23 protein-coding genes are annotated in these 25,429 nt (G+C 72.2%); 14 read left to right on the forward strand and 9 right to left on the reverse strand.

The genetic code is table 11. The annotated features are described in order from the left end of the window. Positions 1-61 precede the first annotated feature (61 nt). Complete coding sequence (locus tag AMK18_RS22570; protein WP_073864176.1) at positions 62-1,309, forward strand: PQQ-binding-like beta-propeller repeat protein; 1,248 nt, start codon at positions 62-64, stop codon at positions 1,307-1,309. Positions 1,310-1,726: 417 nt separating this feature from the next. Next, positions 1,727-2,452: a M23 family metallopeptidase gene (locus AMK18_RS22575; protein WP_026171408.1), complete on the forward strand. Its 726-nt coding sequence runs from the start codon at positions 1,727-1,729 to the stop codon at positions 2,450-2,452. 45 nt (positions 2,453-2,497) lie between these two features. Here the strand turns inward: AMK18_RS22575 and AMK18_RS22580 are convergent, their stop codons facing one another. Beyond that, on the reverse strand, positions 2,498-3,082 hold the full coding sequence (locus AMK18_RS22580; protein WP_018102277.1) for a TetR/AcrR family transcriptional regulator: 585 nt from the start codon (positions 3,080-3,082) through the stop codon (positions 2,498-2,500). 123 nt (positions 3,083-3,205) lie between these two features. Here AMK18_RS22580 and AMK18_RS22585 point away from each other — a divergent pair, with 123 nt between their 5' ends. Next, the gene (locus AMK18_RS22585; protein ID WP_018102278.1) at positions 3,206-4,789 is read left to right on the forward strand and encodes an MDR family MFS transporter; all 1,584 of its coding nucleotides are present in this window, start codon (positions 3,206-3,208) and stop codon (positions 4,787-4,789) included. Positions 4,790-4,848: 59 nt separating this feature from the next. Here the strand turns inward: AMK18_RS22585 and cseC are convergent, their stop codons facing one another. From cseC to AMK18_RS22610, 5 genes are all read right to left on the reverse strand, one after another. Further along, a complete protein-coding gene (gene cseC, locus AMK18_RS22590) occupies positions 4,849-6,189 on the reverse strand; it encodes a two-component system sensor histidine kinase CseC (protein ID WP_018102279.1) in 1,341 nt (446 codons plus the stop codon). Next, positions 6,186-6,890, reverse strand: coding sequence for a two-component system response regulator CseB (gene cseB / locus AMK18_RS22595; RefSeq protein WP_073864177.1), 705 nt, complete (start codon positions 6,888-6,890; stop codon positions 6,186-6,188). Before cseB ends, cseC begins: the two co-directional genes overlap by 4 nt. A 10-nt stretch (positions 6,891-6,900) precedes the next feature. Then, positions 6,901-7,626, reverse strand: a complete 726-nt coding sequence (locus AMK18_RS22600) for a hypothetical protein (protein WP_018102281.1) — start codon at positions 7,624-7,626, stop codon at positions 6,901-6,903. Beyond that, the gene (locus AMK18_RS22605; RefSeq protein WP_073864179.1) at positions 7,614-8,162 is read right to left on the reverse strand and encodes a SigE family RNA polymerase sigma factor; all 549 of its coding nucleotides are present in this window, start codon (positions 8,160-8,162) and stop codon (positions 7,614-7,616) included. The genes AMK18_RS22600 and AMK18_RS22605 overlap by 13 nt, the downstream gene beginning before the upstream one ends. A 305-nt stretch (positions 8,163-8,467) precedes the next feature. Then, positions 8,468-9,370: an A/G-specific adenine glycosylase gene (locus AMK18_RS22610; RefSeq protein WP_018102283.1), complete on the reverse strand. Its 903-nt coding sequence runs from the start codon at positions 9,368-9,370 to the stop codon at positions 8,468-8,470. Positions 9,371-9,703: 333 nt separating this feature from the next. Here AMK18_RS22610 and AMK18_RS22615 point away from each other — a divergent pair, with 333 nt between their 5' ends. Then, complete coding sequence (locus tag AMK18_RS22615) at positions 9,704-10,471, forward strand: hypothetical protein (protein ID WP_073864180.1); 768 nt, start codon at positions 9,704-9,706, stop codon at positions 10,469-10,471. A gap of 36 nt (positions 10,472-10,507) precedes the next feature. On the opposite strand, the gene disA is transcribed toward AMK18_RS22615, so the two are convergent. Continuing rightward, the gene (gene disA / locus AMK18_RS22620) at positions 10,508-11,632 is read right to left on the reverse strand and encodes a DNA integrity scanning diadenylate cyclase DisA (protein WP_026171409.1); all 1,125 of its coding nucleotides are present in this window, start codon (positions 11,630-11,632) and stop codon (positions 10,508-10,510) included. Between the two features lie 145 nt (positions 11,633-11,777). Next, positions 11,778-13,190, reverse strand: a complete 1,413-nt coding sequence (gene radA / locus AMK18_RS22625; RefSeq protein ID WP_073864182.1) for a DNA repair protein RadA — start codon at positions 13,188-13,190, stop codon at positions 11,778-11,780. Between the two features lie 134 nt (positions 13,191-13,324). Between radA and AMK18_RS22630 the strand changes: the two genes are divergently transcribed. Next, positions 13,325-15,217: a hypothetical protein gene (locus AMK18_RS22630; protein ID WP_073864184.1), complete on the forward strand. Its 1,893-nt coding sequence runs from the start codon at positions 13,325-13,327 to the stop codon at positions 15,215-15,217. A gap of 1 nt (position 15,218) precedes the next feature. Here AMK18_RS22630 and AMK18_RS22635 read toward each other — a convergent pair whose 3' ends face one another. Then, positions 15,219-15,992: a hypothetical protein gene (locus AMK18_RS22635; protein ID WP_376457571.1), complete on the reverse strand. Its 774-nt coding sequence runs from the start codon at positions 15,990-15,992 to the stop codon at positions 15,219-15,221. 301 nt (positions 15,993-16,293) lie between these two features. On the opposite strand from AMK18_RS22635, the gene AMK18_RS22640 reads away from it, so the two are divergent. The 9 genes from AMK18_RS22640 (at position 16,294) to proC (ending at position 24,706) form a co-directional block, all read left to right on the forward strand. Then, positions 16,294-17,244 carry a Ppx/GppA phosphatase family protein gene (locus AMK18_RS22640; protein ID WP_073864187.1) on the forward strand — a complete coding sequence of 317 codons (951 nt, stop codon included), beginning with the start codon at positions 16,294-16,296 and terminating at the stop codon, positions 17,242-17,244. Between the two features lie 95 nt (positions 17,245-17,339). Beyond that, a complete protein-coding gene (locus AMK18_RS22645) occupies positions 17,340-18,155 on the forward strand; it encodes a sugar phosphate isomerase/epimerase family protein (RefSeq protein ID WP_037785822.1) in 816 nt (271 codons plus the stop codon). Next, entirely contained in the window at positions 18,152-18,775 is a 624-nt protein-coding gene (locus AMK18_RS22650; protein WP_073864188.1) for a TetR/AcrR family transcriptional regulator, read from the forward strand. The genes AMK18_RS22645 and AMK18_RS22650 overlap by 4 nt, the downstream gene beginning before the upstream one ends. A 174-nt stretch (positions 18,776-18,949) precedes the next feature. Next, positions 18,950-20,803, forward strand: a complete 1,854-nt coding sequence (ilvD, locus tag AMK18_RS22655; RefSeq protein WP_073864190.1) for a dihydroxy-acid dehydratase — start codon at positions 18,950-18,952, stop codon at positions 20,801-20,803. A gap of 70 nt (positions 20,804-20,873) precedes the next feature. After that, positions 20,874-21,410: a hypothetical protein gene (locus AMK18_RS22660; RefSeq protein WP_073864192.1), complete on the forward strand. Its 537-nt coding sequence runs from the start codon at positions 20,874-20,876 to the stop codon at positions 21,408-21,410. A 29-nt stretch (positions 21,411-21,439) separates the two neighbouring features. Further along, entirely contained in the window at positions 21,440-22,222 is a 783-nt protein-coding gene (locus AMK18_RS22665; protein ID WP_073864193.1) for a class I SAM-dependent methyltransferase, read from the forward strand. Between the two features lie 59 nt (positions 22,223-22,281). Further along, positions 22,282-23,049 (forward strand): ABC transporter ATP-binding protein, encoded by a 768-nt coding sequence (locus AMK18_RS22670; RefSeq protein ID WP_018102295.1) that lies wholly within the window; start codon positions 22,282-22,284, stop codon positions 23,047-23,049. Further along, a complete protein-coding gene (locus tag AMK18_RS22675) occupies positions 23,046-23,822 on the forward strand; it encodes an ABC transporter permease (protein ID WP_073864195.1) in 777 nt (258 codons plus the stop codon). The genes AMK18_RS22670 and AMK18_RS22675 overlap by 4 nt, the downstream gene beginning before the upstream one ends. A 74-nt stretch (positions 23,823-23,896) precedes the next feature. Beyond that, positions 23,897-24,706, forward strand: coding sequence for a pyrroline-5-carboxylate reductase (gene proC / locus AMK18_RS22680; protein ID WP_018102297.1), 810 nt, complete (start codon positions 23,897-23,899; stop codon positions 24,704-24,706). The last annotated feature ends 723 nt before the right edge of the window (positions 24,707-25,429 follow it).

Genomic DNA, 25,429 nt, shown 5'->3' on the forward strand with positions numbered 1-25,429 from the left:
TTCGGGCGGTCGGCCCGAGTGGGGCTTTTCGATTGCGAACGAGGAGCCCGGGATCGCGTCAATGAACGAGGGGGACGGGCACGCCATGGGCAGAGGCGAAGTGTCGCGCAGGCGGATGATCAAGCTGGCCGGAGCCGGGGCGGGGCTGGCCCTGCTGGGCGCCGGGACCGCGGCCTGCGGCCCGGTCGAGGAGCCGGTCGAGGGCGGCGGCTCCGGTTCGCCGAAGCCGGGGGAGTCCGCGAAGCCCGGGGGCGACGTCCCCAGGCCGGGCGGGACGCCGAAGCCGGCCTGGCAGCACACCACCACGTACGACGGTCTGGCCTGGATCTCCGCGGTCGCCGTGGTCGACAACGTGGTGCTGGTCTCCGGTGACCCGCTGGTGGCCCGCGACCTGACCACCGGCAAGGAGATCTGGTCGCGCGCCGAGGTGACCACCCCGGGCGCGAGCATGCTGATCGCCGACGGGACGCTCTACCTGGCCAGCGCCCACTACGACGGCAACATCATCGGGCTCGACCCCAAGACCGGCAAGGACACCTGGCGCAGCCGCCTCGGCGACAAGGAGTACTCCCAGCCCCGGGTCATCGCCGCCGACGCCGACCACGTCTACGTCGTCGCCGGGATCCTGGACAAGGACTTCCGCACCCCGGACAACGTGATCGCCGCCATCGACACCTCCTCGGGCAAGGTCGTCTGGCGCGAGCAGCGCGACCACGGCACCGAGGCCAACGGCCTCACCGCGCGGGTCTCCGGCAGGCGCCTCGTCTACACCGACTTCCGCGAGAACCTCACGGTCCGCGACACCGCGACCGGCCACCAGGTCTGGACGAAGAAGATCGGCCGCAGCAGCAACCGCGGCTTCGAGGTCCACGAGGGCCTGGTCATCATCGCGACCGGCGAGCAGATGCGCGCCTTCGACCTGGAAACGGGCGCCGAGCGCTGGTCCTTCGCGACCGAGAAGTACAGCCGGTTCAACGACCCGGCCGTTCTGGACGGCGTCCTCTACGCCTCGGACACCGTGCACGGCCTGTGGGCGGTCGATCCGGCGACCGGAAAGCGGCGCTGGCACAACCCGGAGAGCCTGGACATCGACGCCCCCTGGCAGTTCGCCAAGGTGGGCGGCGTCCTCTACGGGGCCACCCAGTTCGACAAGAACGGCGGCATCCACGCCTTCGACCCGGCCGACGGCAAGCTGCTCTGGACGTACAACGACGGCTCCGGCGACATCGACCGCTGGTATCTGGCCGCGGGCGCCGAGCACGTGGTCGCCGTGCACGCCAAGAAGGTGACGGCGCTGCCCGTCGCATAGCGATCGGCACCGGGTCGAAGGTCCCGAAACGGACGGCCTTCGGTCCCACCGCCGGTGACAAGGCGCACAGGCCATTCGAGGCCTACTAGCCGCCTTAGGAGCAACGGGCCCGATCCGTCGGGGGCCTTTCGGCCCTGCGGCGGACGGGCCCTCGGCGTATGCGGGGGTGTATGCCCACACAGAGGGCGTATGTCCGTTTGGGGCGGTTTGGAACTGGGCCTAAACCTGTTCCGGGGAGGACTTTCGAGGGTCTTCCGGAGGGGGTCGGGCGGGGGTCCGCCGGGCGAATTCCCGGGGCGCTTTCTACGGCTTTTGATCGTAGATGGGGTGTTTGAGCGCCGGCGGGGGTGCGGGTTACCAAGGTATGGCCAGCCCGGCACACCGCCGGGTCCAGTCATCTCCGGAGGATTTCCGCTTATGTCGAAGCGCGTTACGTTCCAGTCCCGCCGCCCGTCCGTGTCCCGTATGCGTGGCGCCGTGGTGGCAGCCGGTCTGGGGACATCGATGGTTCTCGGTGCGGGTGCTGCGTTCGCGGCCGGCACTGCGGACGCCCCCCAGGCCCCGGCCCTGGCCTCCTCGGCCACCGCCGAGTCGGTCGCCCAGCAGGCGACCGCGCAGGGCAAGGCCGCGGCCAAGCACGCGGCCGAGAAGAAGGCCGACGCGGCGAAGAAGAAGGAAGCCGCGAAGAAGAAGGCCGCGGCCAAGAAGAAGGCCATCGCCAAGCTTCCGTGGGAGACCCCGGTCAGCAAGTACGAGCTGAGCGCGAGCTTCGGCAACGACGGCAGCCGCTGGGCGCACAAGCACTCCGGCCAGGACTTCGCCGTGCCGATCGGCACCAAGGTCGAGGCCGCCCACAGCGGCACGATCGTGAAGGCCGGCCCGAACGGCGGCGGCGACGGCCCCGCGTACGGCAACGCCATCGTGATCTCGCACGGCAACGGCACGTACTCGCAGTACGCGCACCTGTCCAAGATCGACGTGCACATCGGCCAGCACGTGAAGAAGGGCGAGAAGATCGCCCTGTCCGGCAACACCGGCAACTCCAGCGGCCCGCACCTGCACTTCGAGATCCGGACCACCCCGAACTACGGTTCGGCGGTCAACCCGGTCAACTTCCTGCACAAGCACGGCATCAACGTCTGATCCGCCCTGTGCCCCCGGCCCCCCGGCCCCTGCTCCCGAGCAGGGCTACCGGGGGGTTTCCGGGTCGTGGGCCCGGGTGACCAGCTCGACGGCGACCTCCAGAGCGGCCTTGCGCTTCTCCTCGGGGTCGCCTTCGACGTCCCTGAGCGCGAGCATCCCGGCGTGCAGGGTGAAGAGCGCGCTGAAGCACCGCACCTGGTCGGTGAGCGGGGCGTCCGGTTCCTTGATCAGGTCGACCAGGCCCAGGACCCGGTGCTTGATCGTGTCGCCGATGCTCAGATCGCGGACCGTCGCCTGGTTCTCCTGCATGAAGCGGAAGAGCGGGGCGGCGTCGGCCATCGCGTCGCTGTAGCGGCGGAGCAGCTCCGTCTTGGTCTCCAGGGTGCGCGGCTGCGTCTCGCCCCAGGCGATCAGCTCTTCCACCGGCCGGTTCAGGTCGTCGAAGATGCTGACGAGGATGTCTTCCTTCGTCTTGAAGTGGTAGTAGAGCGCCGCCTTGGTGACGTCCAGCTTCTCGGCGATCTCCCGCAGCGAGGTCTTCTCGTACCCCTGCTCGGCGAAGAGGCCCAGGGCGACGTCCTGGATGCGCTGGCGAGTGTTGCCCCGGCGCGGCTGCGACGTGCTGCCCATGCTGCTCTCCCAATTAACTTACTTGACGCCCGGCTAGTTACGGGGCTACCTTCCTCCAGTGTAAGCAACTAGCCGGGCGGCAAGTAAGGGCCCGGTGGCAGGGTGACTGGGGAGTTGGGGAAGATGGCGGACCTGATCAAGACGGCGGACGGGAAGGCGGACGGACCACCGGCCACGAAGGCGGAGCCGTCGGCTCCGCCGCAGCGCAGCGTCCGGGTGGTGGTGCTCGCCCTGATGATCGCCATGCTCCTCGCGATGCTCGACAACCTGATCGTCGGCACCGCGATGCCGACGATCGTGGGTGACCTCGGCGGTCTCGAACACCTCTCGTGGGTCGTCACGGCCTACACCCTGGCCACCGCCGCCTCCACGCCCATCTGGGGCAAGCTCGGCGACATGTACGGACGCAAGGGCATCTTCCTCACGTCCATCGTGATCTTCCTGATCGGCTCGGTCCTCAGCGGCATGGCCCAGGACATGGGCCAGCTCATCGGCTTCCGGGCCGTCCAGGGACTCGGCGCCGGCGGTCTGATGGTCGGCGTCATGGCGATCATCGGCGACCTCGTGCCGCCCCGCGAGCGCGGCAAGTACCAGGGCATGATGGCCGGTGTGATGGCCATCGCCATGATCGGCGGACCGCTGGTCGGCGGCACCATCACCGACCACCTCGGCTGGCGCTGGAGCTTCTACATCAACCTGCCGCTCGGCGCCGTCGCACTGATCATGATCACCGCGGTCCTGCACCTGCCCAAGCGGGAGCGCACCAAGCGGAACGTCGACTACCTCGGTGCCGCGCTGCTCACCATCGGCATCACCGCGATCGTGCTGGTCACCACCTGGGGCGGTTCCGAGTACGACTGGAACTCCGCGGTCATCATGGAGCTCATCGCGATCGGCGTTGCCGCGCTGGCCGGCTTCCTCTTCGTGGAGACGAAGGCCGCCGAGCCGATCATCCCGCTCCACATCTTCCGCAACCGCAACTTCACGCTCATGTCCGTGGTCGGCTTCATGGCCGGGTTCGTGATGTTCGGCGCGGTGCTGTTCCTGCCGCTCTACCAGCAGTCCGTGCAGCACGCCTCCGCGACCAACTCGGGGCTGCTGCTCCTGCCGATGCTGCTGTCCATGATGGTCGTCTCGCTGGTCGTGGGCCGGGTCACCACCAGCACCGGCAAGTACAAGATCTTCCCCATCGTGGGCTCGGTCCTCATGGTCGTCGGCCTCTTCCTGCTCGCGCAGATGGACACCGGCACCAGCCGCTTCACCTCCGGGCTCTACATGGCGGTGCTCGGCGCCGGCATGGGCTTCCTGATGCAGATCACGATGCTCGTCGCGCAGAACAGCGTCGAGCTGAAGGACATGGGCGTCGCCTCCTCCTCGACCACCCTGTTCCGTACGCTCGGCAGCTCCTTCGGCGTCGCCATCATGGGCGCGCTGTTCACCGGCAAGGTCCAGGACGAGATGGCGGCCCACGGCGGCGGCGCGGCCACCGCGCACTCCGCCCAGCTGGACGCGGCGAGCCTGGCCAAGCTGCCGGTGCCGGTGCGCGAGGCGTACGAGTTCGCGGTGTCGTCCGGCACCCACGTCGCGTTCCTCGTCGGCGCCTCGGTCGGCCTGATCGCGGTCGTCGCCTCCCTGTTCGTCAAGGAGGTCCCGCTGCGGGGCGCCGGCCCCGAGGCCAAGCCCGCCCCGGCGGTCGCGGAGATCTGACCGGCACGGCTGTACGCGGAGGGCCCCGGGAGCACACGCCCCCGGGGCCCTCTCCCGTGTCAGCTCCCCGGCTCCGGGCTGCGCTGCTCCGCGAACTGGAGCATCGGATAGCTGCCCGTGGCCGTCGGCGCGTGCTCCGGCAGCCACAGCACCGCGACCGCCCCGCCGCTGCCCTCCGCCGCCCCCTCCGGCGCCGCGTTCCGGAAGGTCAGCCGGGCCCCGAGCACCCGGGCCTGGCCCGCCGCGATCGTCAGCCCGAGACCGTGCCCGTGCCCGGCCCGGTCGGTCGAACCGGTACGGAACCGGCTCGGCCCCTCCCGCAGCAGCGCCGCCGGGAACCCGGGCCCGTGGTCGCGGACCCGGACCACCCGGCCCTCGACCGTGACCTGCACCGGGGTCGACCCGTGCTTGGCCGCGTTGCCCAGCAGGTTGCCGAGGATGCGCTCCAGGCGGCGCGGGTCCGTGTTGACCCAGGAGTCGTGGACGACCTGCACCCGGACCTCCGGGTCCAGCAGCGCCACCCGCCGGCTGACGAACTCGCCGAGCGCGATCTCCTGGAGCTCGGCCCGCTCCGACGCGCTGTCCAGCCGGGCCACCTCGAGGACGTCCTCGACCAGCGTGCGCATCGCCTGCGCCCGGTCGCGCACCAGCTCCGTCGGGCGGCCCGGCGGCAGCAGCTCGGCCGCCGTCAGCAGCCCGGTCACCGGCGTACGCAGCTCGTGCGCGATGTCCGCGGTGACCCGGCGCTCCGCCTCGATCCGCCCGTTCAGCGCGTCGGTCAGCGCGTCCACCGCACCGGCCAGCTCGTCCGTCTCGTCGCGCACGACACCGCCGACCGCGTCCCTGACCCGGACGTCGGTGTTGCCCTGGGCGACCTTCCCCGCCGCCGCGGCCGCCTTGCGCAGCCGCCGCGAGAGCTGGCCGCCGATCAGCACGCCCAGCGCGGAGCCGCCGAGGACCACCGAGACCGAACCGATGATCAGGGCCCGGTCCAGATCGCCCATGATCGTGGTCGAGCGGTCCGCGAACCGGGTGTGCAGCGACAGCACGTTCCCGTTGCCGACCGGCACGGCGGCCCAGACGTCGGGCACCCCGCCGGAGTCGTCCACATGCGTGGCGCGGCGGTTGCGCCGGATCTCCTCGCGCAGGCTCTGCGGCATGGTCGGGTCGTTGAGCTTCGCCCCGAACCGGGGGTCGGCCTTCTTCGTCTTCTTCGCCTCGTACAGCAGCTGCGCGTAGGTCAGCCGCTCCAGCTGGACCTCGCGGGCGTTCTCCAGCATCGAGACGCGGGCCGCGTTGTGCACCACCAGGCTCAGCGCGATCGCGATCAGCGCGCCGACCGCCGCGATCGCGATGCTGATCTTCCAGCGGACGCCCGTCCGCAGGGAGGGCCGCCTCATGCCCGGAGCTTGTAGCCGAAGCCGCGGACCGTCTCGATCCGGTCCTGGCCGATCTTCGTGCGCAGCCGCTGCACATGGACGTCCACGACCCGGGTGTCCCCGCCCCAGCCGTAGTCCCAGACCCGTTCGAGCAGCTTGTCGCGGGAGAGCACGGTGCCGGGCGCCGAGGAGAACTCCAGCAGCAGCCGCATCTCGGTCGGCGTCAGCCCCACCTGCGCACCGCCCCTGCGGACCTCCATGCCCTCGGTGTCGACCTCCAGGTCCCCGAAGACCAGCACCCCGCCGACGGCCTCCGGCTCCGGCTGCCCGCCCCCGGCCCGGCCGCCCGACGCATGGCCGAAGCGGCGCAGCACCGCCCTGATCCGGGCCACCAGGACCGCCCCGTCGAAGGGCTTGGTGACGTAGTCGTCCGCACCGGCCTCCAGGCCGAGGACGACATCGATCGAGTCGGCCCGCGCCGACAGCATGATCACGGGGACCGTCGACTCGTCCCGGATGCGGCGGCACAGGCTGACGCCGTCCAGACCGGGGACCATGACGTCGAGCAGCGCGATGTCGGGCCGGTCCGCCCGGAACGCTTCGAGGCCGGCCAGCCCGTCGGGCACCGCGGTGACCGCGAAGCCGTCCCGCTCCAGCGCGAGCTGGGTGGCCTCGCGGATGACGTCGTCGTCCTCGACGAACAGCACATGGGTCTCGGCCATCGGAAAGCTCTCAGTTCCTGGGCGGTTCCGAGGGCTCGGGAAGGTCCCCGTCGCCCGCGCCCACGGCTCGGTTGAAGTCGTTGCGCACCCGGTCCTCCTCGTTGAACCGGCCGCTCGCCCAGTGGTACGTGATCACCTCGTCGCCCGAGGGATAGGCCACCGAGTCCTTCTTCTCGTACACCTGGGTCGTCACGACCAGGTCGCCCCGGTCGATGGTGCCGTAGACGGCGGGCTGCTCGACGGCGAAGACGTTCTCGTACGTGCCGTCGGTGCGCGGCCGGTACACATAGGTGCCGACCCCCACCGAATCGCCGCAGGTCATCACGTTCACCACGACGTCGGCGGACGGGCCGCCGGTGATCCTGCCGTACGAGGTGTCCACCGGATACTCGTCGCCGCTGCACGCCTTCAGGTCCATCCGGACCCGCCCGCTCACCTTCGGGTCGGCCTTCAGCAGCGCCACGGCGTCCACCCGGGGCGCGGGCTTCGCGGTGGCGGCGGCCGTCGTGCTCGGGGTGACCTGGACAACCGGCTCGGCGCCCGCCGGGCCCTCGTCCCGGGTGCCCGTGCCGCCGGTGGAGCAGCTGACGGCGAACAGCCCGAAGGCGGCGAGGCCGGCCAGTGCCGCGCTGCTCGCCGCCCAGCCGGTCAGCAGGCGTCTGCTCGTGCCCGCCCGTCCCCCGCCGGTCGTGCCGATGACCGTGTCGTCGTCACCGCTGCCTGTCAGGCCGCGCACCGCTCCCGCCCCCGCTTCTCGGCGAGCCGGGCCTCCTGGCTCGCCGCTTCCCTGTTCTCCAGCTCCTGGCGCAGTCGTGCCAGCGCACGGTGCAGCGTGCTCTTCACCGTACCGGCCGACATGCCGAGCGCCGCGGCCGTCTCCTCCGTGCTCATCTGCTCCCAGTGTCGCAGGACGACGACACTGCGCTGCTTGGGAGCGAGCACGCCCAGGATGTCCATCAGCAGGGCGCGGTCGGCGCGCTGCTCGGTGCCGTCCTCGATGCTGGCGTCGGGCAGCTGCTCGGTCGGCACCTCGTCGAGCTTGCGGGCCCGCCACCACTCGGTGCGGGTGTTGATCATGACGCGGCGCAGATAGGCGTCGGCGAGGGACTTGTCCTCGATGCGGTCCCAGCGGCCGTAGGTCCGGGCCAGCGCGGTCTGGAGCAGGTCCTGCGCGTCCACCGGGTCCGGGACGAGCCGGCGCGCACTGCGCAGCAGCGCCTCCTGCCGGGTCCGTACGTACTCCTCGAAGCCGAGCACCTCGCCCTGCGCCATCACAACCGCCTCCATCCCCGTGGATCCCCGTGGACCGCTCGTACCGCTGTCCGCCGGTGGTCGTTCCGGCTGACGTCGCAGACGCTACGGAGCGGTTGTCACGAGGCTGTGCGGGGCAGCCGTACGCGGGCGCACGGCTGTCCATCGGTTGTGTAACAGCGCGGGGAGGAGACCGGACAAACGATCCCGCGCCGGACGCGCGAAGGGCCCGCCCGCCCCGTCATTGTCACGGGGCGGACAGGCCCTGCCCGCCGTTGTTACGAAGGCGGGCGACCGCTGTTACGCGGGTGGGACGGCCCGGTCGCTCAGGTCAGCGGCAGCCGGTAGCGGCCGCCGGCCAGCGGCTCGACCAGACCGTCGGCCACCAGCCCGTCCAGCGAACGGGCCCGCTGCACCGGCTCGTCCCACACCGCGTCGAGCGCCGCCTGCGGCACCGGGCCGACCGCGTCGCGCAGCACGGCGAGGAGCCGGCCGCGCACCTGCCGGTCCGTGCCGGCGTAGGTCTGGCCCCGGCGCGGCGGCCCCTGGTGCGCGGGCTTCCCGGCCAGCCGCCAGGCGCACTGCTCCGCGATCGGGCAGCGCGAGCAGTCCTCGTTCTTCGCGGTGCAGACGAGGGCGCCCAGCTCCATCGTGGCCGCCGCCCAGCGGGCCGCCCGCTCGTCCTCGTCGGGCAGCAGCTCCCGGGCGAGCCTGCGCTCGGCGGCGGTCGTCGCGTTCGGCGGGTACTGGATGCCGGTCGCGGCCCGTGCGAAGACCCGGCGGACGTTGGTGTCGAGGACGGCGTGACGCTGCCGGTACGCGAACGAGGCCACGGCCGCCGCCGTGTACTCGCCGATGCCGGGCAGGGCGAGGAGCTGGGCGTGCTCACTCGGTACGTCTCCGCCATGGCGTTCCGTTATCGCCTGGGCGGCCCCGTGCAGGCGCAGCGCGCGGCGCGGGTAGCCGAGCCGGCCCCAGGCGCGGACCGCCTCGCCGGGCGGCTCGGCCGCGAGGTCGGCGGGGCGCGGCCAGCGGGCGAGCCACTGCTCGTACACCGGGAGGACCCGGTTCACGGGGGTCTGCTGCAGCATGAACTCGCTCACCATCACGCCCCAGGCACCCGCTTCGGGGCGGCGCCAGGGCAGATCGCGGGCGTGCTGGTCGAACCAACCGATCACGGGGGCGTGGAGGGAGGCGGGGGGCGTCTGTGTCGCAGTCGTGGCAGTCATCGCACCATCGATCCTGACACGGCGTTCCGCTTGGAGGCCCCACGCCCCGCGAGCCGTTGCGGCAACTGGCCGATGGGCCGATTTCCGCCCGGCCGGAGGTGTTGACCATGCGCAAACGTTTCGTCGCGCACGGTCACCTCGCGCGCTTCCGGCGCCCGAACTGCCCCTCGCAGGATGATGATCCGCAAAACTTGGGGATCAAGGCGGCGGGTGGGGCGGGAGTTGGGCCGGATCTCTCGTACAGTTTGGGCCGTGGGATCTCTGCGCAATCCGATCGGTCCGCTACCCTCCAGCATCTACTGGCGACGGAGGGCGGTCGCGGCGGCCCTGGCCGTGCTGATCGCGCTGCTGATCGCCTGGGCCGTCACCTCCGGTGGCGGCAGCGGGGATCACCACGACGACTCCAAACCGCCCGGCTCCGGACCCGCCGGCTCGATCACGCCCGGACCTTCCGGTTCCGGCCCCGCGATCAGTGAACAGCCCGGCGGCAGCGGCGGATCGGACGGCTCCGGCGGCAGCAGCGGTGACGAGGACGGCAGTTCGGGCGGCGGCTCCGCCGGTACGGGCGGCTCCTCGGGCTCCTCGGACGCCAACGGCGGTGGCCAGGACACCGGTTCGGGTTCCGCTTCCGGTTCCACCGGCTCCGGAACGGGTGAAGGGGCCGAGGCCGCGCGCCCGGTCCCGGCCGGCTCCTCGCTCGCCGACTGCGCCGCGGGCGCGATCCGGATCGGCCTGAAGACCGAACTCAGCTACGCCCCCGACGAGAAGCCGAAGTTCCGGCTGTTCGTCACGAACAACTCGTCCACCGCCTGCAAGGCCGACTTCGGGCCGAAGAGCGCGGTGCTCACCGTCACCGAGGCGGGCGGGGACGACGACGAGGTGTGGTCGTCCAAGGACTGCCCGCGCAACCCGAAGCCCGTCCTGATCGAGGTGCCCGCCGGGAAGACCGTCGTGCACACCGTGGAGTGGGACCGCGACCGGAGCGCCCCCAAGTGCGCGACGCCGCCCGCGGGCAAGGCCAAGCCGGGCACGTACCTCGTGGAGGCCAAGGCGCCGGGCCAGCCCGTGCAGCGCGCCTCGTTCGTCCTCGCGAAGGACTGAGCGCGGGGGCGGGCGCCCCGGGGGAGTGCCGGGGGCTTACACGTACCGTTCGAGGATGGACGACTCGGCCAGCCGGGACAGGCCCTCGCGCACACTGCGCGCCCGGGCCTCGCCGACCCCGTCGACCGTCTGGAGGTCGTCCACGCTCGCCGCGAGCAGCTTCTGCAGACCGCCGAAGTGCTCCACGAGCCGGTCGATGATCGCGCCGGGCAGCCGCGGCACCTTCGCCAGCAGCCGGAAACCGCGCGGCGACACCGCCGAGTCCAGCGTCTCGGGCGAGCCGCTGTAGCCCAGCGCCCGCGCCACCACCGGAAGTTCGAGCAGCTCGGTGTGGGTCAGCGAGTCCAGCTCGGTCAGCGCCTCCGCCACCGTGCGCGAACGCTTCGCGGTCGGCTCCGGCACGTAGTCCCGCACGACCAGCTCGCGCTCCGGCTCCACGCCCGCGATCAGCTCGTCCAGCTGGAGCGACAGCAGCCGCCCGTCGGTGCCGAGCTCCACCACGTACTCCGCGATCTCCGTCGCGATCCGGCGGACCATCTCCAGGCGCTGGGCCACCGCCGTCACGTCCCGGACGGTCACCAGGTCCTCGATCTCCAGCGCGGAGAGCGTCCCGGCGACCTCGTCCAGCCGCAGCTTGTACCGCTCCAGCGTGGCGAGGGCCTGGTTGGCGCGGGACAGGATCGCCGCCGACTCCTCCAGGACCCGCCGCTCCCCGTTCACGTACAGCGCGATCAGGCGCATCGACTGGGAGACCGAGACGACCGGGAAATTGCACTGCTTGGAGACCCGGTCCGCGGTGCGGTGCCGGGTGCCGGTCTCCTCGGTGGGGATCGACGCGTCCGGGACCAGCTGCACCCCGGCGCGCAGGATCTTCGTCATGTCCTTGTCGAGGATCAGGGCGCCGTCCAGCTTGGCCAGCTCCCGCAGCCGGGTCGCGGTGAACTCCACGTCCAGCACGAAGCCGCCCGTGCACATCGACTCGACGGTCTTGTCCATGCCGAGCACGATCAGACCCCCGGTGTTGCCGCGGAGAATGCGCTCCAGGCCGTCCCGCAGGGCCATTCCGGGCGCGACGGCGCTCAACGAGGCGCGCATCAGCGCCTCGTTGCCCGTGGTTTGGCCGGACTTTCCGGGCGATGCTGCCCGGTCGCTGGCTGCCACTGCACTCCTCCGGTCACAGGTTGCGGTGCCCTCGTGGCCTGTCGGTCGGAAACAGGCCGGATCCGATCGAAGGACCCAGGGGGTGTCTGACGCACCCCCTGGTCCCCCGTACCGTTCGTACGGACGGGCGAGACCAGGGCAAAGTCTACCGGCGTGCGTCGTCCTCCCGGGGGGCCTGTGCGCGGGTCCGGCGCGGGAGCGCCCTGAGCGCGTCGCCCATGTCGGCCACTTCCGTCACCTTCATACCGGCCGGGACCTTGCCCGGATCGGTCGGGACCAGGGCGTGCGTGAACCCCAGCCGGTGCGCCTCGGACAGCCGGCGCTGCACCCCCGTGACCCGTCTGACCTCGCCCGCGAGCCCCACCTCGCCGATCGCCACCAGGTTCTTCGGCAGCGGTGTGTCGCTCGCCGCGCTCGCCAGCGCCAGCGCGATCGCCAGGTCGGCGGCCGGCTCGGACAGCTTCACCCCGCCCACCGTCGCGCTGTAGATGTCCCGCTTGCCCAGCGAGCTGATCCGGCCGCGCTGCTCCAGGACCGCGAGCATCATCGAAACCCGGGACGTCTCCAGGCCCGACGTGGTCCGCCGCGGGGACGGGATCTGCGAGTCCACCGTCAGCGCCTGCACCTCCGCGACCAGGGGCCGCTTCCCCTCCAGCGTCACGGTCAGGCAGGTGCCCGGCACCGGCTCGTCGCGCCGCGTGAGGAACAGGCCGGACGGATCGGCGAGCCCGGTGATCCCCTCGTCGTGCAGTTCGAAGCAGCCGACCTCGTCGGTCGCCCCGTACCGGTTCTTGACGCCGCGCACCAGGCGCAGCCGGGCATGGCGGTCGCCCTCGAACGACAGCACCACGTCCACCAAGTGCTCCAGGAGCCTGGGCCCCGCGATCGCGCCCTCCTTGGTGACGTGGCCCACGAGCAGCGTCGACATCGCGCGCTCCTTGGAGGCCCGGATCAGCGCCCCGGCCACCTCGCGGACCTGCGCCATCCCGCCCGGCGCGCCCTCGATCTCCGGCGAGGCCACGGTCTGCACCGAGTCCAGGATCAGCAGCGAGGGCTTGACCGCGTCGAGGTGGGCGAGCACCGCCGACAGATCGGTCTCCGCCGCCAGATACAGGTGGTCGCTGATCGCGTGGATGCGGTCGGCCCGCATCCGGACCTGGGACGCGGACTCCTCGCCCGTCACATACAGCGTGCGGTGCTCGTCGGTCGCCGCCTTGGCCGCGACGTCGAGCAGCAGCGTGGACTTGCCGACGCCCGGTTCGCCCGCGAGCAGCACGACGGCCCCGGGCACCAGACCACCGCCCAGCACCCGGTCCAGCTCGCCGACGCCGGTCGGCCGGGCGGTGGCCTGCCGGCTGTCCACCTGGCCGATGGGCAGCGCGGCGGTGGAGACCCGCCCCGCGGCCGTGGTCCGGACGGCGGGGGCGCCGCCGAACTCCTCGACCGTCCCCCACGCCTGGCACTCGGGGCAGCGCCCGAGCCACTTCGCGGTGGTCCAGCCGCATTCGGTGCAGCGGTAGGACGGCCGGTCCTTCGCGGATTTCGTACGGGCAGCCATGGCGCCACCGTATCGGTGGGGTCTGACAGCGCGGCCGGGAACGCCCGCCCTTTATCGCGTCATACGTTCACCCGTAAGGGTTAAATCTACTCAAGCGGCGCGAGCGGGTGAGGCGTCGCGCCTACGGTCGCAAGGTGACGAGCAGCAGGCTGGAGACTCCGACGAACACCCCCGGCGCGCACCGGGGACAGCATCGCGCGCCCCACTCCTCGCACGCCGCCCCGAAGAAGCCGCCCGCCCGTTACGAGCCGCATCTCGACGGCCTCTTCACCTACTGCCTCTCCGTCCTCTGCGACCACGACGCCGCCACCGAGGCGCTGGGCGGTGTCCTGGCCCTCGCCGAGCGCCAGGGCTCCCGCTGCCCGGCCGACGAGGAGGAACGTAAAACCTGGCTGTACGCGCTGGCCAGGTGGACGTGTCTGCGCCGCCTCACCGAGCAGAAGCGGGGCCGCCGCGCCCACCGCCGCCCCGACCCGGCCCGCCCGCCGCACCGCAGGCCCCCCGACGAGGACCGGCACGCCCCGGCGGCCGCCCGCCCCACCCGCCGCGCGACGCGCCCCGCGTCGTCGCCGTCACCCGCCCCGCACACCGCCGCACCGGCCTCCGTATCCGCCGCACCGGCATCCGCCCCCACGCCCGCCCCGCCGCAGAGCCCCGCCGCACCGGAGAGCGCCCCCGCCGCCGAGGCGCACCGCCGGGAGCTGGCGCAGCTGGCCTGGCCCGAGGCCGCGGGCACCACGCCGGAGCAGCGCGAGGCCCTGGAGCTCGCCGTCCGGCACGGGCTGACCCCGCGCGCCGTCGCCGCCGTCCTCGGCCTCGACCGCACGGCCGCCCGCGAGCTGCTGGCCGGCGCCGCCTGCGAGGTCGAGCGCACCCGGGCCGCCCTCGCCGTGGTGGAGACCGGCAACTGCCCCACGGCCGGCCGGCTCACCGGCGACCACCGCGCGTTGCTCTCGCCCACCCTCCGCCGCGAGCTCGTCCGGCACGTGGACGACTGCCCGCGCTGCCGCCGCGCCGCCGAGCGCGCCGGGGCCGACGGGCCGTGGCCCGGGAAGACGGTGGCCCCGGCCGCCGTGCTGCCGGTCGTGGAGGCCCCGAGGCCGTCCGCGTACGTGGCCATGCTGCACGCGCAGAAGCATCAGAAGAATCGGTCCGCCACACCGCGCTTCGACCGCACCGGCTTCCCCATGGACCCCAAGGACCACGCCGCGCGCCGCGATCGGCTGCGCTCCCGGGTCATGACGACGACGGTCGTCGCCACGGTCGTCGCCGCCCCGGTCATCGCCCTGTGGTCCGCCTACCGGGGCGCGCCCCTCACCGGCGAGGGCCACGACGGCCCGGCGGTCAGCGCGGCCGACAAGGAGACCGGCGGCGCCGAGACCCCGTACGCCCCCTACGAGAACGCCGGGAACGCCCGCCCGGACGGTTCCCGCTTCACCGGCAAGGACTCCCTGCCGGAGGTCTCCGCGGAGATCATCAGCAAGGGCGCCGACCCCTCCGGCAACCCCGCCGCGCACGGCGAGGGCCGGCTCACCGTGCGGACCTCCGCCGCCGGTTCCGCGACCCTGATCACCCTCACCGCCTCGCAGGCCGGACCGGTCTCCTGGTCCGCCGCGACCGACCGGTCCTGGGTGAGCCTGAGCCGTACCTCGGGGAAGCTCCCGGCCGGTGGCAGCGTCACGATCCGCGCCTTCGTGGACCACGCGCGGCAGCCGGCGGGCCCCTGGACCGCCCACCTCACCGTCGCCCCCTCGGGCGCGGTCGTTGCGCTGCACGGCTACGGGGCCAAGGCGCCCACCCCCGGCGCCACGCCGCGCGGGCTCCACCCGCGCCCGGCCGGGCCGAGTGCCGGTGCGCCGGACCCGACGCCCACGCCGGACCCGTCCACGCCGACGCCGGACCCGACGGACCCCACGCCCACGCCCACGCCGACGGAGACGGACCCGAGCCCGACCCCGGACCCGACCGGCTCATCGGAGCCGCCCGCCCCGCCGAAGGGCCCGAGCACCCCGCCCCGTGCCGACTGACCTACGCCGGGTCCGCCGGGTGCGGGGCCATCGGCAGCAGCGAGGCGAGCCGCTGCTCGCACAGCTCGGTCAGCGTGGCGTACGCCTCCTTGCCCATCAGCTCGATGAGCTCCGGCCGGTACGACACGTACACCGGCTCACCGGCCCCGTGCGCGGAGGTCGCCGACGTGCACCACCAGTGCAGGTCGTGGCCGCCCGGGCCCCAGCCCCGCCGGTCGTACTCACCGATCGACACCTGGAGCACCCGCGTGTCGTCGGGCCGGTCGATCCACTCGTACGTACGCCGCACGGGCAGCTGCCAGCACACGTCCGGCTTGGTCTCCAGCGGCTCCCGGCCCTCCCGCAGCGCCAGGATGTGCAGCGAGCAGCCCGCCCCCGCGGGGAAGCCCGGCCGGTTCTGGAAGATGCACGAGCCCTGCCAGCGCCGCGTCTGGCGGTCCCCGTCGTCGTCGGTCTGGGTCCAGCCCGTCTCCGTACCCACGTCGTGGAACTGCCACAGGTCCGGAGTGAGGCGCGCGACATGACCGGCCACGCGCTTCTCGTCGTCCTCGTCCGAGAAATGGGCGCCCAGCGTGCAGCAGCCGTCGTCGGCGCGGCCCGCCTGGATGCCCTGGCAGCCGCTGCCGAAGATGCATGTCCACCTGGACGTCAGCCAGGTCAGGTCGCAGCGGAAGACCTGCTCGTCGTCGGCGGGGTCGGGGAACTCCACCCAGGCGCGCGGGAAGTCCAGCTCCGTCTCGTCGGAGGGATCCGGCTCCGCCGCCGGGGTGTGCATCTCCACCTTCTCCACGTGCTTGATGTCCTGCGGGGTCTCCGCCCCGATGTCCCGCTGCTTCGTGGCTTTGCCCGGCTTCGCCTTTTTCGTCTTTGGCACGCGCCCAGAGTAAGGCCGACCGTCAACTGGAGGGCGGGTCAAGGAGCGGGGCTGGGTGCGTGCAGCTGCAAGGCGGAGGATTGAGGCATGGCGGAGCCATGGTGATTGACGACAACGCCGCAGATGTGCGTGCCCAGCCCCGCGACGCCGCCCTCCAGTTGACGGTCGGCCTGAGTCCGCCACCCGCAGTAGCGTTCGCGGTATGAGACTCGGAGTCCTCGACGTGGGGTCGAACACGGTTCATCTGCTGGTGGTGGACGCCCATCCCGGCGCCCGCCCGCTGCCCGCGCACTCGCACAAGGCCGAGCTGCGCCTCGCCGAACTCCTCGACGAGGACGGCGCGATCGGCCCGCTCGGCGTGGACCGGCTGGTCGGGACGATCGCGGGGGCGCTCGAAGCCGCCGAGGACAAGGGCTGCGAGGACGTCCTCGCCTTCGCCACCTCCGCGGTACGCGACGCGAGCAACGCCGACCAGGTGCTGGAGCGGGTACGGGAGGAGACGGGCGTCGCCCTCACGGTCCTCAGCGGTACGGAGGAGGCCCGGCTCACCTTCCTCGCCGCCCGCCGCTGGTACGGCTGGTCCGCGGGCAAGCTGCTGGTCCTCGACATCGGCGGCGGCTCGCTGGAGATCGCGTACGGCATGGACGAGGAACCGGCCGCCGCGGTCTCGCTGCCGCTGGGTGCCGGGCGCCTCACCGCGGGCTGGCTGCCGGGCGACCCGCCGGACCCGGCCGAGGTCAAGGCGCTGCGCCGGCACGTACGGGCGCGCATCGCCCGCAGCGTCGGCGACTTCACCCGCATCGGCCGCCCGGACCATGTGGTGGCCACCTCCAAGACGTTCAAGCAGCTGGCCAGGATCGCGGGCGCGGCGCGCTCCGCCGAGGGCCAGTACGTGCCGCGCACCCTCAGCCGCAAGGCGGTCGAGGAGTGGGTGCCGAAGCTGGCCGCGATGACCGCCGAGGAGCGCGGGACCCTGCCCGGCGTGTCCGAGGGCCGGGCCGCGCAGCTGCTGGCCGGGGCGCTGGTCGCGGAGGGCGCGATGGACCTGCTCGACGTGGACGAGCTGGAGATCTGCCCGTGGGCGCTGCGCGAGGGCGTCATCCTGCGCCGCCTGGACCACCTGCCGTCGGGCGGGGAAGCGGCGCTGGACTGAGGGCCGGGAGCCGGTGGTGCGGCCCTTCTCACTTTCCGCCGCTCTCCCTCGGCGGGGCGCACCACTGCCCGTACGCTGTCTGCGTGGCAGAACCAGTGGTGCGCGTCCCGGATGCGAAGGTCGCCCTGTCGACGGCCTCGGTCTATCCGGAGTCGACGGCGACGGCCTTCGAGATCGCCGCGCGCCTCGGCTACGACGGCGTCGAGGTCATGGTCTGGACCGACCCGGTCAGCCAGGACATCGAGGCGCTGCGCCGGCTCTCCGACTACCACCAGGTGCCGATACTCGCCGTGCACGCGCCGTGTCTGCTGATCACCCAGCGGGTCTGGTCGACCGATCCGTGGGTCAAGCTCCAGCGGGCGCGCGCCGCCGCCGAGAAGCTGGGCGCGTCGACGGTCGTCGTGCACCCCCCGTTCCGGTGGCAGCGCAATTACGCCCGCGACTTCGTCAGCGGAATCTGGCGGATGGCCGACGAGACGGACGTCCGGTTCGCCGTCGAGAACATGTACCCCTGGCGCTACCGGGACCGCGAGATGCTCGCGTACGCCCCCGACTGGGACGTCACCAACGACGACTACCGGCACTTCACGGTGGACCTGTCGCACACCGCCACCGCGCGCACGGACGGCCTGGCCATGGTGGACCGGATGGGCGACCGGCTGGCCCACGTCCACCTGGCCGACGGCAAGGGTTCCAACAAGGACGAGCACCTGGTGCCCGGCCGGGGCGACCAGCCCTGCGCGGAGCTCCTTGAGCGGCTGGCCGGTTCCGGCTTCGACGGGCACGTGGTCATCGAGGTCAACACCCGCCGCGCGATGTCCACCGCCGAACGCGAGGCCGACCTCGCGGAGGCGCTGGCCTTCACCCGGCTCCACCTCGCCGCGTCCACCGAGCGCGCTCCGCGCTCATGACGCCCGACGCACCGGGCCCCAGGCGCCGGGGCCGCCCCGCCCGCGCCGCGTCGGACACCGGCCCGGACGCGCGCACCCGCATCCTGGAGGCCGCCCGCACGGAGTTCGCCGAGCGCGGGTACGACAAGACCTCGGTCCGGGGCATCGCCCGTGCGGCCGGCGTCGACTCCGCGCTGGTCCACCACTACTTCGGTACGAAGGACGAGGTCTTCGCCGCCGCGATCGAGCTGTCCTTCGAGCCCGCCCTGCTCGTCCCGGCCGTCCTCGAAGGCGACACGGATGACGTGGGGGAACGCCTGGCCCGCGCCTTCATCGGCATCTGGGAGAACCCGACGACCCGGGCCCCCCTCCTCGCGGTCCTCCGCTCCGCCCTCACCCACGAGGCCGCCGCGAAGGTCCTCCGAAGCTTCGTCCTGCGCCGCCTGCTGGAACGCGTGGCGGCGAGCCTGGACATCCCGGACGCGACGTTCCGCGCGGAGCTTGCGGCTTCGCACATGGTGGGCATCGCGATCGTGCGGTACGTACTGAAGGCCGAGCCACTGGCGTCCGCTCCGCCGGAGAAGATCGTCGCGATGGTGGCCCCGACGCTCCAGCGGTATCTGGCGGAGCCGTCCGCGTAACCCTTGCTCATAGCCCCGCCGGCGTTTGAGGCGCGGGGTCCGGGGCGGAGCCCCGGTTTCGGGAAGCACCCCCGCCCACCCCAAGGCTTCCGCATAGCGGACACCCGGTCCACATCCTGGCACCGACGGCGTACGCTCAAGAGCAGTCTTCAACGCAGAAGGAGCGAAAAGACGATGCCCACGCTGAGGTCCCGCACAGTCACCCACGGCCGCAACATGGCGGGCGCCCGCGCCCTTATGCGCGCCTCCGGGGTACCCGGCGCGGACATCGGCCGGAAGCCGATCATCGCCGTCGCCAACAGCTTCACGGAGTTCGTGCCGGGCCACACGCACCTGGCCCCCGTCGGCCGGATCGTCAGCGAGGCGGTCGTCGCCGCCGGAGGCATCCCGCGCGAGTTCAACACGATCGCCGTGGACGACGGCATCGCCATGGGCCACGGCGGCATGCTCTACAGCCTCCCCTCCCGCGACCTCATCGCGGACAGCGTGGAGTACATGGTCGAGGCGCACTGCGCCGACGCCCTGATCTGCATCTCCAACTGCGACAAGATCACCCCGGGCATGCTCAACGCGGCCCTGCGCCTGAACATCCCGACCGTCTTCGTCTCCGGCGGCCCGATGGAGTCGGGCCGCGCCACGCTGGTCGACGGCACGGTGCGCACGCTCGACCTGGTCGACGCGATGTCGGAGGCGGTCAACGACAAGATCTCCGACGAGGACATCCTCCGCATCGAGGAGAACGCCTGTCCCACCTGCGGGTCCTGTTCCGGCATGTTCACCGCCAACTCGATGAACTGCCTGACCGAGGCCATCGGCCTCTCCCTCCCCGGCAACGGATCGGTCCTGGCCACCCACACCGCGCGCAAGGCGCTGTACGAGGACGCCGCCCGCACGGTGCTGGACCTGACCCGCCGCTACTACGAGCAGGACGACGAGTCGGTCCTGCCCCGCAACATCGCCACGGCCGCCGCCTTCGGGAACGCCATGGCGCTCGACATCGCGATGGGCGGCTCCACCAACACGATCCTGCACCTCCTGGCCGCCGCCCAGGAGGCGGGCGTCCCGTACGGCCTGACCGAGATGGACGCCCTGTCGCGCCGCGTTCCGTGCCTGGCCAAGGTCGCCCCCAACGTCGGCAAGAACCGCACGTACTACATGGAGGACGTGCACCGCGCCGGCGGCATCCCGGCCCTCCTCGGCGAACTGCACCGCGCGGGCCTGCTCAACGAGGACGTGCACTCCGTGCACAGCCCGTCGCTGGCCGACTGGCTGAAGACCTGGGACGTGCGCGGCGGCTCCCCGGCCCCGGAGGCGGTCGAGCTGTGGCACGCCGCCCCCGGCTGCGTGCGCTCGGCGGAGGCGTTCTCCCAGTCCGAGCGCTGGGACAGCCTGGACGAGGACGCCGAGAGCGGCTGCATCCGCTCCGTGGAGCACGCCTACTCCAAGGACGGCGGCCTCGCGGTCCTGCGCGGCAATCTGGCCGTGGACGGCTGCGTCGTGAAGACGGCGGGCGTCGACGAGTCCATCTGGACCTTCGAGGGCCCGGCCGTCGTCTGCGAGTCGCAGGAGGAGGCCGTCCAGAAGATCCTCACCCAGCAGGTCAACGAGGGCGACGTCGTCGTCATCCGTTACGAGGGCCCCAAGGGCGGCCCCGGCATGCAGGAGATGCTCTACCCGACCTCGTACCTGAAGGGCCGCGGCCTCGGCAAGACCTGCGCCCTGATCACGGACGGCCGGTTCTCCGGCGGCACGTCGGGCCTGTCCATCGGCCACGCCTCGCCCGAGGCCGCGTCCGGCGGCGCGATCGCGCTGGTCGAGGACGGCGACCGCATCCGGATCGACATCCCGAACCGCTCGATCGACCTCCTGGTCCCCGACGAGGAGCTGGCCACTCGCCGCGAGGCCCTGAACGGCGTGTACGCCCCGAAGAACCGCGACCGCAAGGTCTCGGCCGCCCTTCGCGCGTACGCCGCGATGGCGACCAGCGCCGACCGGGGCGCCGTCCGCGACGTCTCGAAGCTGGGCTGACCCGAGCAGCACCGGGGGGCCGCAGACACGGCCCCCCGGCCGCTCCGGAACCTGCGGGATAATCGACCCCGTGAGCGAGAACAGCGAGACCCCCGAAGGCGCGGCCCCCGGCCCGTCCGAGCCCGCGACCCCGCAGGGCCCGCAGCCCGAGCCCCTCCGCTTCTTCGGCACCACCTGGGTCGCCCACGACGGCCACTACGGACTGCGCCGCGTTGGAGCAGCCGTCGGCTCCCTCCTCGCCGCGGCCGCCGCCTGCCTCGTCCTGCGCTTCGCGTACCAGGGCCTGGAGATCGCCGACGTCGGCGGTTTCGTCGGCGTGCTGGTGGTCGCGATGTTCGCCATCTGCAGCGCGATCGCCTTCCGCAAGACCTGGGAGGGCTTCAGCAGCCGCCCGGCCGACCCGGCCCGTGAGGAGAACCTGCGCGGCCTGAAGGCCATCGGCTTCGTCGGCTCGCTGCTCGCGTACTTCTTCCGTACGTTCACCGAGGCGCCCGGCGAGAAGCTGCGGCGTACGGAGTACGAGGAGGCCGTCGCCCGGTACGCGAAGCGCCGCGCCTCCCGCACCGGCAACCCGGCCGCCCGCAAGAAGAAGGGCCGCCGCGGCTGACGCGTGCGCCCACCGGGCACGATGGCCGCATGACCACGACACACTCACCGGACGCCGTTCCGGGCCCCTCGCGCGCCCTCTCCTTCGACCGGGCCGCCGCCCAGTACGCCGCCGCCCGCCCCAGCTACCCGGACGCGCTGTTCGACGCCGTCGAGGACATCGCGGGACGCCCCCTGCGAGGTGCCCGCGCCCTGGACGTGGGCGCGGGCACCGGCATCGCGACCCGCCGCCTCCTCGACCGGGGCGCCCGCGTCGTCGCCGTCGAACCCGGACCCGGCATGGCCGCCCAGCTGCGCCGGGACCTCCCGGACGCCCCGCTCGTACAGGGCGACGGCAACCGCCTCCCCTTCGCGACCGCCTCCGCCGACCTGATCACGTACGCCCAGTCCTGGCACTGGACCGACCCCGCCCGCGCGGGCGCCGAGGCCCGGCGCGTCCTGCGTCCCGGCGGCGCGCTCGCCCTCTGGTGGAACGTCACCGACAACACGGTCCCGTGGCTCGCCGCCCAGGAGGAACGGCTCGTCCGGTTCTTCGGCGTCGGCGTGGAACAGCTGGGTGCCAGGCGCGCGGCCGCCCAGGACCGCGCCCTGCCGCCGGACCTCGACTTCACGTACCGCCGCGTCCCGTGGACCCGGCGCGTCCCCCTCGCCACCCACCTCGACAACCTCGGCAGCCACTCCGCGTTCCTGACCATCGACGACGAGGCGGCCCGGGGCTTCCTCGCCGAGGAGCGGGAACGGCTCCTCGCGGAGTTCCCGGACGGCACGGTGGAGGAGGCGTACGTCGTGGAGCTGCACGCGGCCGTGCGCTGAGCCCTCGGTCCCGCCCCGTCCCTTGACGGCGATGCCCCGTCGGAGCCAATATTCATCACATGATGAATTCTTCGGGCGTCGCCGTCGAGGCCCGTGGCCTCACCGTCCAACGAGGCAGCCGCACGGTCCTCAAGGGCCTCGACTTCACCGTCGAACCCGGCAGGATCACCGGCCTCCTCGGCCCCTCCGGCTGCGGCAAATCCACCCTCATGCGCGCCGTCGTGGGCACCCAGGCCAAGGTCACCGGCACCCTCCAGGTCCTCGGCAGCCCCGCAGGACACCCCTCCCTCCGCCCCCGCGTCGGGTACGTCACCCAGGCGCCGTCCGTCTACACCGACCTCACCGTCCGCCAGAACCTCGACTACTTCGCGGCGATCCTCCAGCCGGGCCGCGCCCACCGCGACGCCCGCCACGAGGCCGTCACCCGCGCGCTCACCGAGGTCGACCTGACCAGCCACGAGGACGCCCTCGCCGGCAACCTGTCCGGCGGCCAGCGCACCCGCGTCTCGCTCGCCGTCGCCCTCCTCGGCACTCCCGACCTGCTCGTCCTGGACGAACCGACCGTCGGCCTCGACCCGGTCCTGCGCCGCGACCTGTGGCAGCTCTTCCACACCCTCGCCGCCGGACGCGGCACCGCGCTCCTCATCTCCTCCCACGTCATGGACGAGGCCGAACGCTGCCACCGCCTCCTCCTCATGCGCGAGGGCGAGATCCTCGCCGACGACACCCCGGACGCCCTGCGCACCGCCGCCGGCACCGACACCGTCGAAGCGGCCTTCCTCCACCTGGTCGACGCGGCCGCCACCCGCAAGGAGAACGCCCGATGAGCACCACGGCCCCCACCACCACCGGCACCGCACCGCTGAGCCCGGCCCGCACCCTCGCCACCGCCGCCCGCGTCCTGCGCCAGCTCGCTCACGACCCCCGTACGGTCGCGCTGCTCCTGCTGATCCCGGTCGTCCTGATCACGCTGCTGCGGTTCGTCTTCGACGGCAGCCCGCAGACCTTCGACTCGACCGGCGCCTCCCTGCTCGGGATCTTCCCGCTGATCACGATGTTCCTGGTGACCTCGATCGCCACCCTGCGCGAACGCACCTCCGGCACCCTGGAACGCCTGCTCTCGATGCCCCTCGGCAAGGGCGACCTCATCGCGGGTTACGCGCTCGCCTTCGGCGCCGTCGCCGTCCTCCAGTCGCTCCTGGCCACCGGCCTGTCGGTGTGGGCCCTCGGCCTGGACGTCATGGGGTCGCCGTGGCTGCTGCTCCTGGTGGCCCTGCTCGACGCGCTGCTCGGCACGGCACTCGGGCTGTTCGTCTCGGCGTTCGCGGCCTCCGAGTTCCAGGCCGTGCAGTTCATGCCCGCGGTGATCTTCCCGCAGCTGCTCCTCTGCGGCCTCTTCATCCCGCGCGACCAGATGGCGCCGGCCCTGGAGGGCGTCTCGGACGTGCTGCCGATGTCGTACGCCGTGGACGGGATGAACCAGGTGCTCCACCACACCGACGTCACCGGCGACTTCGTCCGCGACATCCTCATCGTGGCGGGCTGCGCCCTGCTCGTCCTGGCCCTGGGCGCGGCCACCCTCCGCCGCCGCACCGCCTGACGGGGCGGTGCGAAGATGGCGCCGACGAGCACTGAGCACCGCGCACATCGAGCACCGCCCGGAGGGTGAACGGCATGACCCAGACAGTTGCAGTCCTCGGTACCGGCAAGATCGGCGAGGCCCTGCTCAGCGGGATGATCCGGGCCGGCTGGCGCCCGTCGAACCTCCTGGTCACCACCCGCCGCTCGGACCGGGCCGCCGAACTGCGCGACCGCTACGGCGTGGACGCGGTCACCAACGCGGAGGCCGCCAAGCGGGCCGACATCCTCATCCTCGCGGTCAAGCCCCAGGACATGGGTCGCCTCCTGGACGAGCTGGCCCCGCACCTCACCGCGGACCGCCTGGTCATCAGCGCGGCGGCCGGCATCACGACCGCGTTCATCGAGGACCGCCTCACCGCCGGCACCCCGGTCGTCCGCGTCATGCCGAACACCCCCGTCCTGGTGGACGAGGGCATGTCCGTCATCTCGGGGGGCAGCCACGCCACGGGGGACCACCTCGCCTCGACGGACGCGATCTTCAAGGGCGTGGGCAAGACCCTGCGCGTCCCGGAGTCCCAGCAGGACGCGGCCACCGCCCTGTCCGGCTCGGGCCCGGCGTACTTCTACTTCCTGGTCGAAGCGATGACGGACGCCGGCATCCTGCTCGGCCTGCCGCGCGCCCAGGCCCACGACCTCATCGTCCAGGCCGCGATCGGCGCCGCCGTGATGCTCCGGGACAGCGGCGAGCACCCGGTCAAGCTCCGCGAGGCCGTCACCAGCCCGGCCGGCACGACCATCAGCGCCATCCGGGAGCTGGAGAACCACGGCGTACGCGCGGCCCTCATCGCCGCACTCGAAGCGGCCCGCGACCGCAGCCGCGAACTGGCCTCCGGCAACGGCTGACACCCACGCGTCGGCCCCGGTCAACCCCGGGGTTGACACGCCCCCTCCCGATCCGTAGTGTGCTCCGAGTTGTCCGACGTGAGCGCCGACCCCGGTCGGTCCCCGGACAGCCATTCCGCAAGAAACACAACGAGCACGCGACGGCTGTCGCATGTCTTGGCGTGCGCTTATGCGAAATGAGGAATCCGCGTTCGAAAGGGCGCGACCCCGATTGGCGTCGGGGCCCAGGATTCCGCTAATGTCTCACTCGTCGGAACGGCCCAACGGCCGGGAAGACAAGCCCCGCTGACTGGGAATCAGGCCCGAAAGGATCTGATAGAGTCGGACTCGCCGGAAAGGGAAACGCGAAAGCGAAGAACTGGAAAGCGAAAATCGCTTGACCCGCTTCGACCGGGAATCGGACACGAAAGAGTCTGATAGAGTCGGAAACGCAAGACCGAAGGGAAGCGCCCGGAGGAAAGCCCCAGAAAATGTTCTGTGGGTGAGTACAAAGGAAGCGTCCGTTCCTTGAGAACTCAACAGCGTGCCAAAAGTCAACGCCAGATATGTTGATACCCCGGCCTGCTTCGGCAGGTTGGTGGTTCCTTTGAAAGCCCTGCACGGTCCCTTGGGGATCGGGTAGGCAAAACACAGCGAGGACGCAGTGGACGACGGGTCATATTCCGACCTTGTCGTTCCGCTCTCGTGATGTGTCTCCCGATGACGGGAAAACATTCACGGAGA

The sequence above is a fragment of the Streptomyces sp. CB01249 genome (assembly GCF_001905735.1).
Lineage (GTDB): Bacteria > Actinomycetota > Actinomycetes > Streptomycetales > Streptomycetaceae > Streptomyces.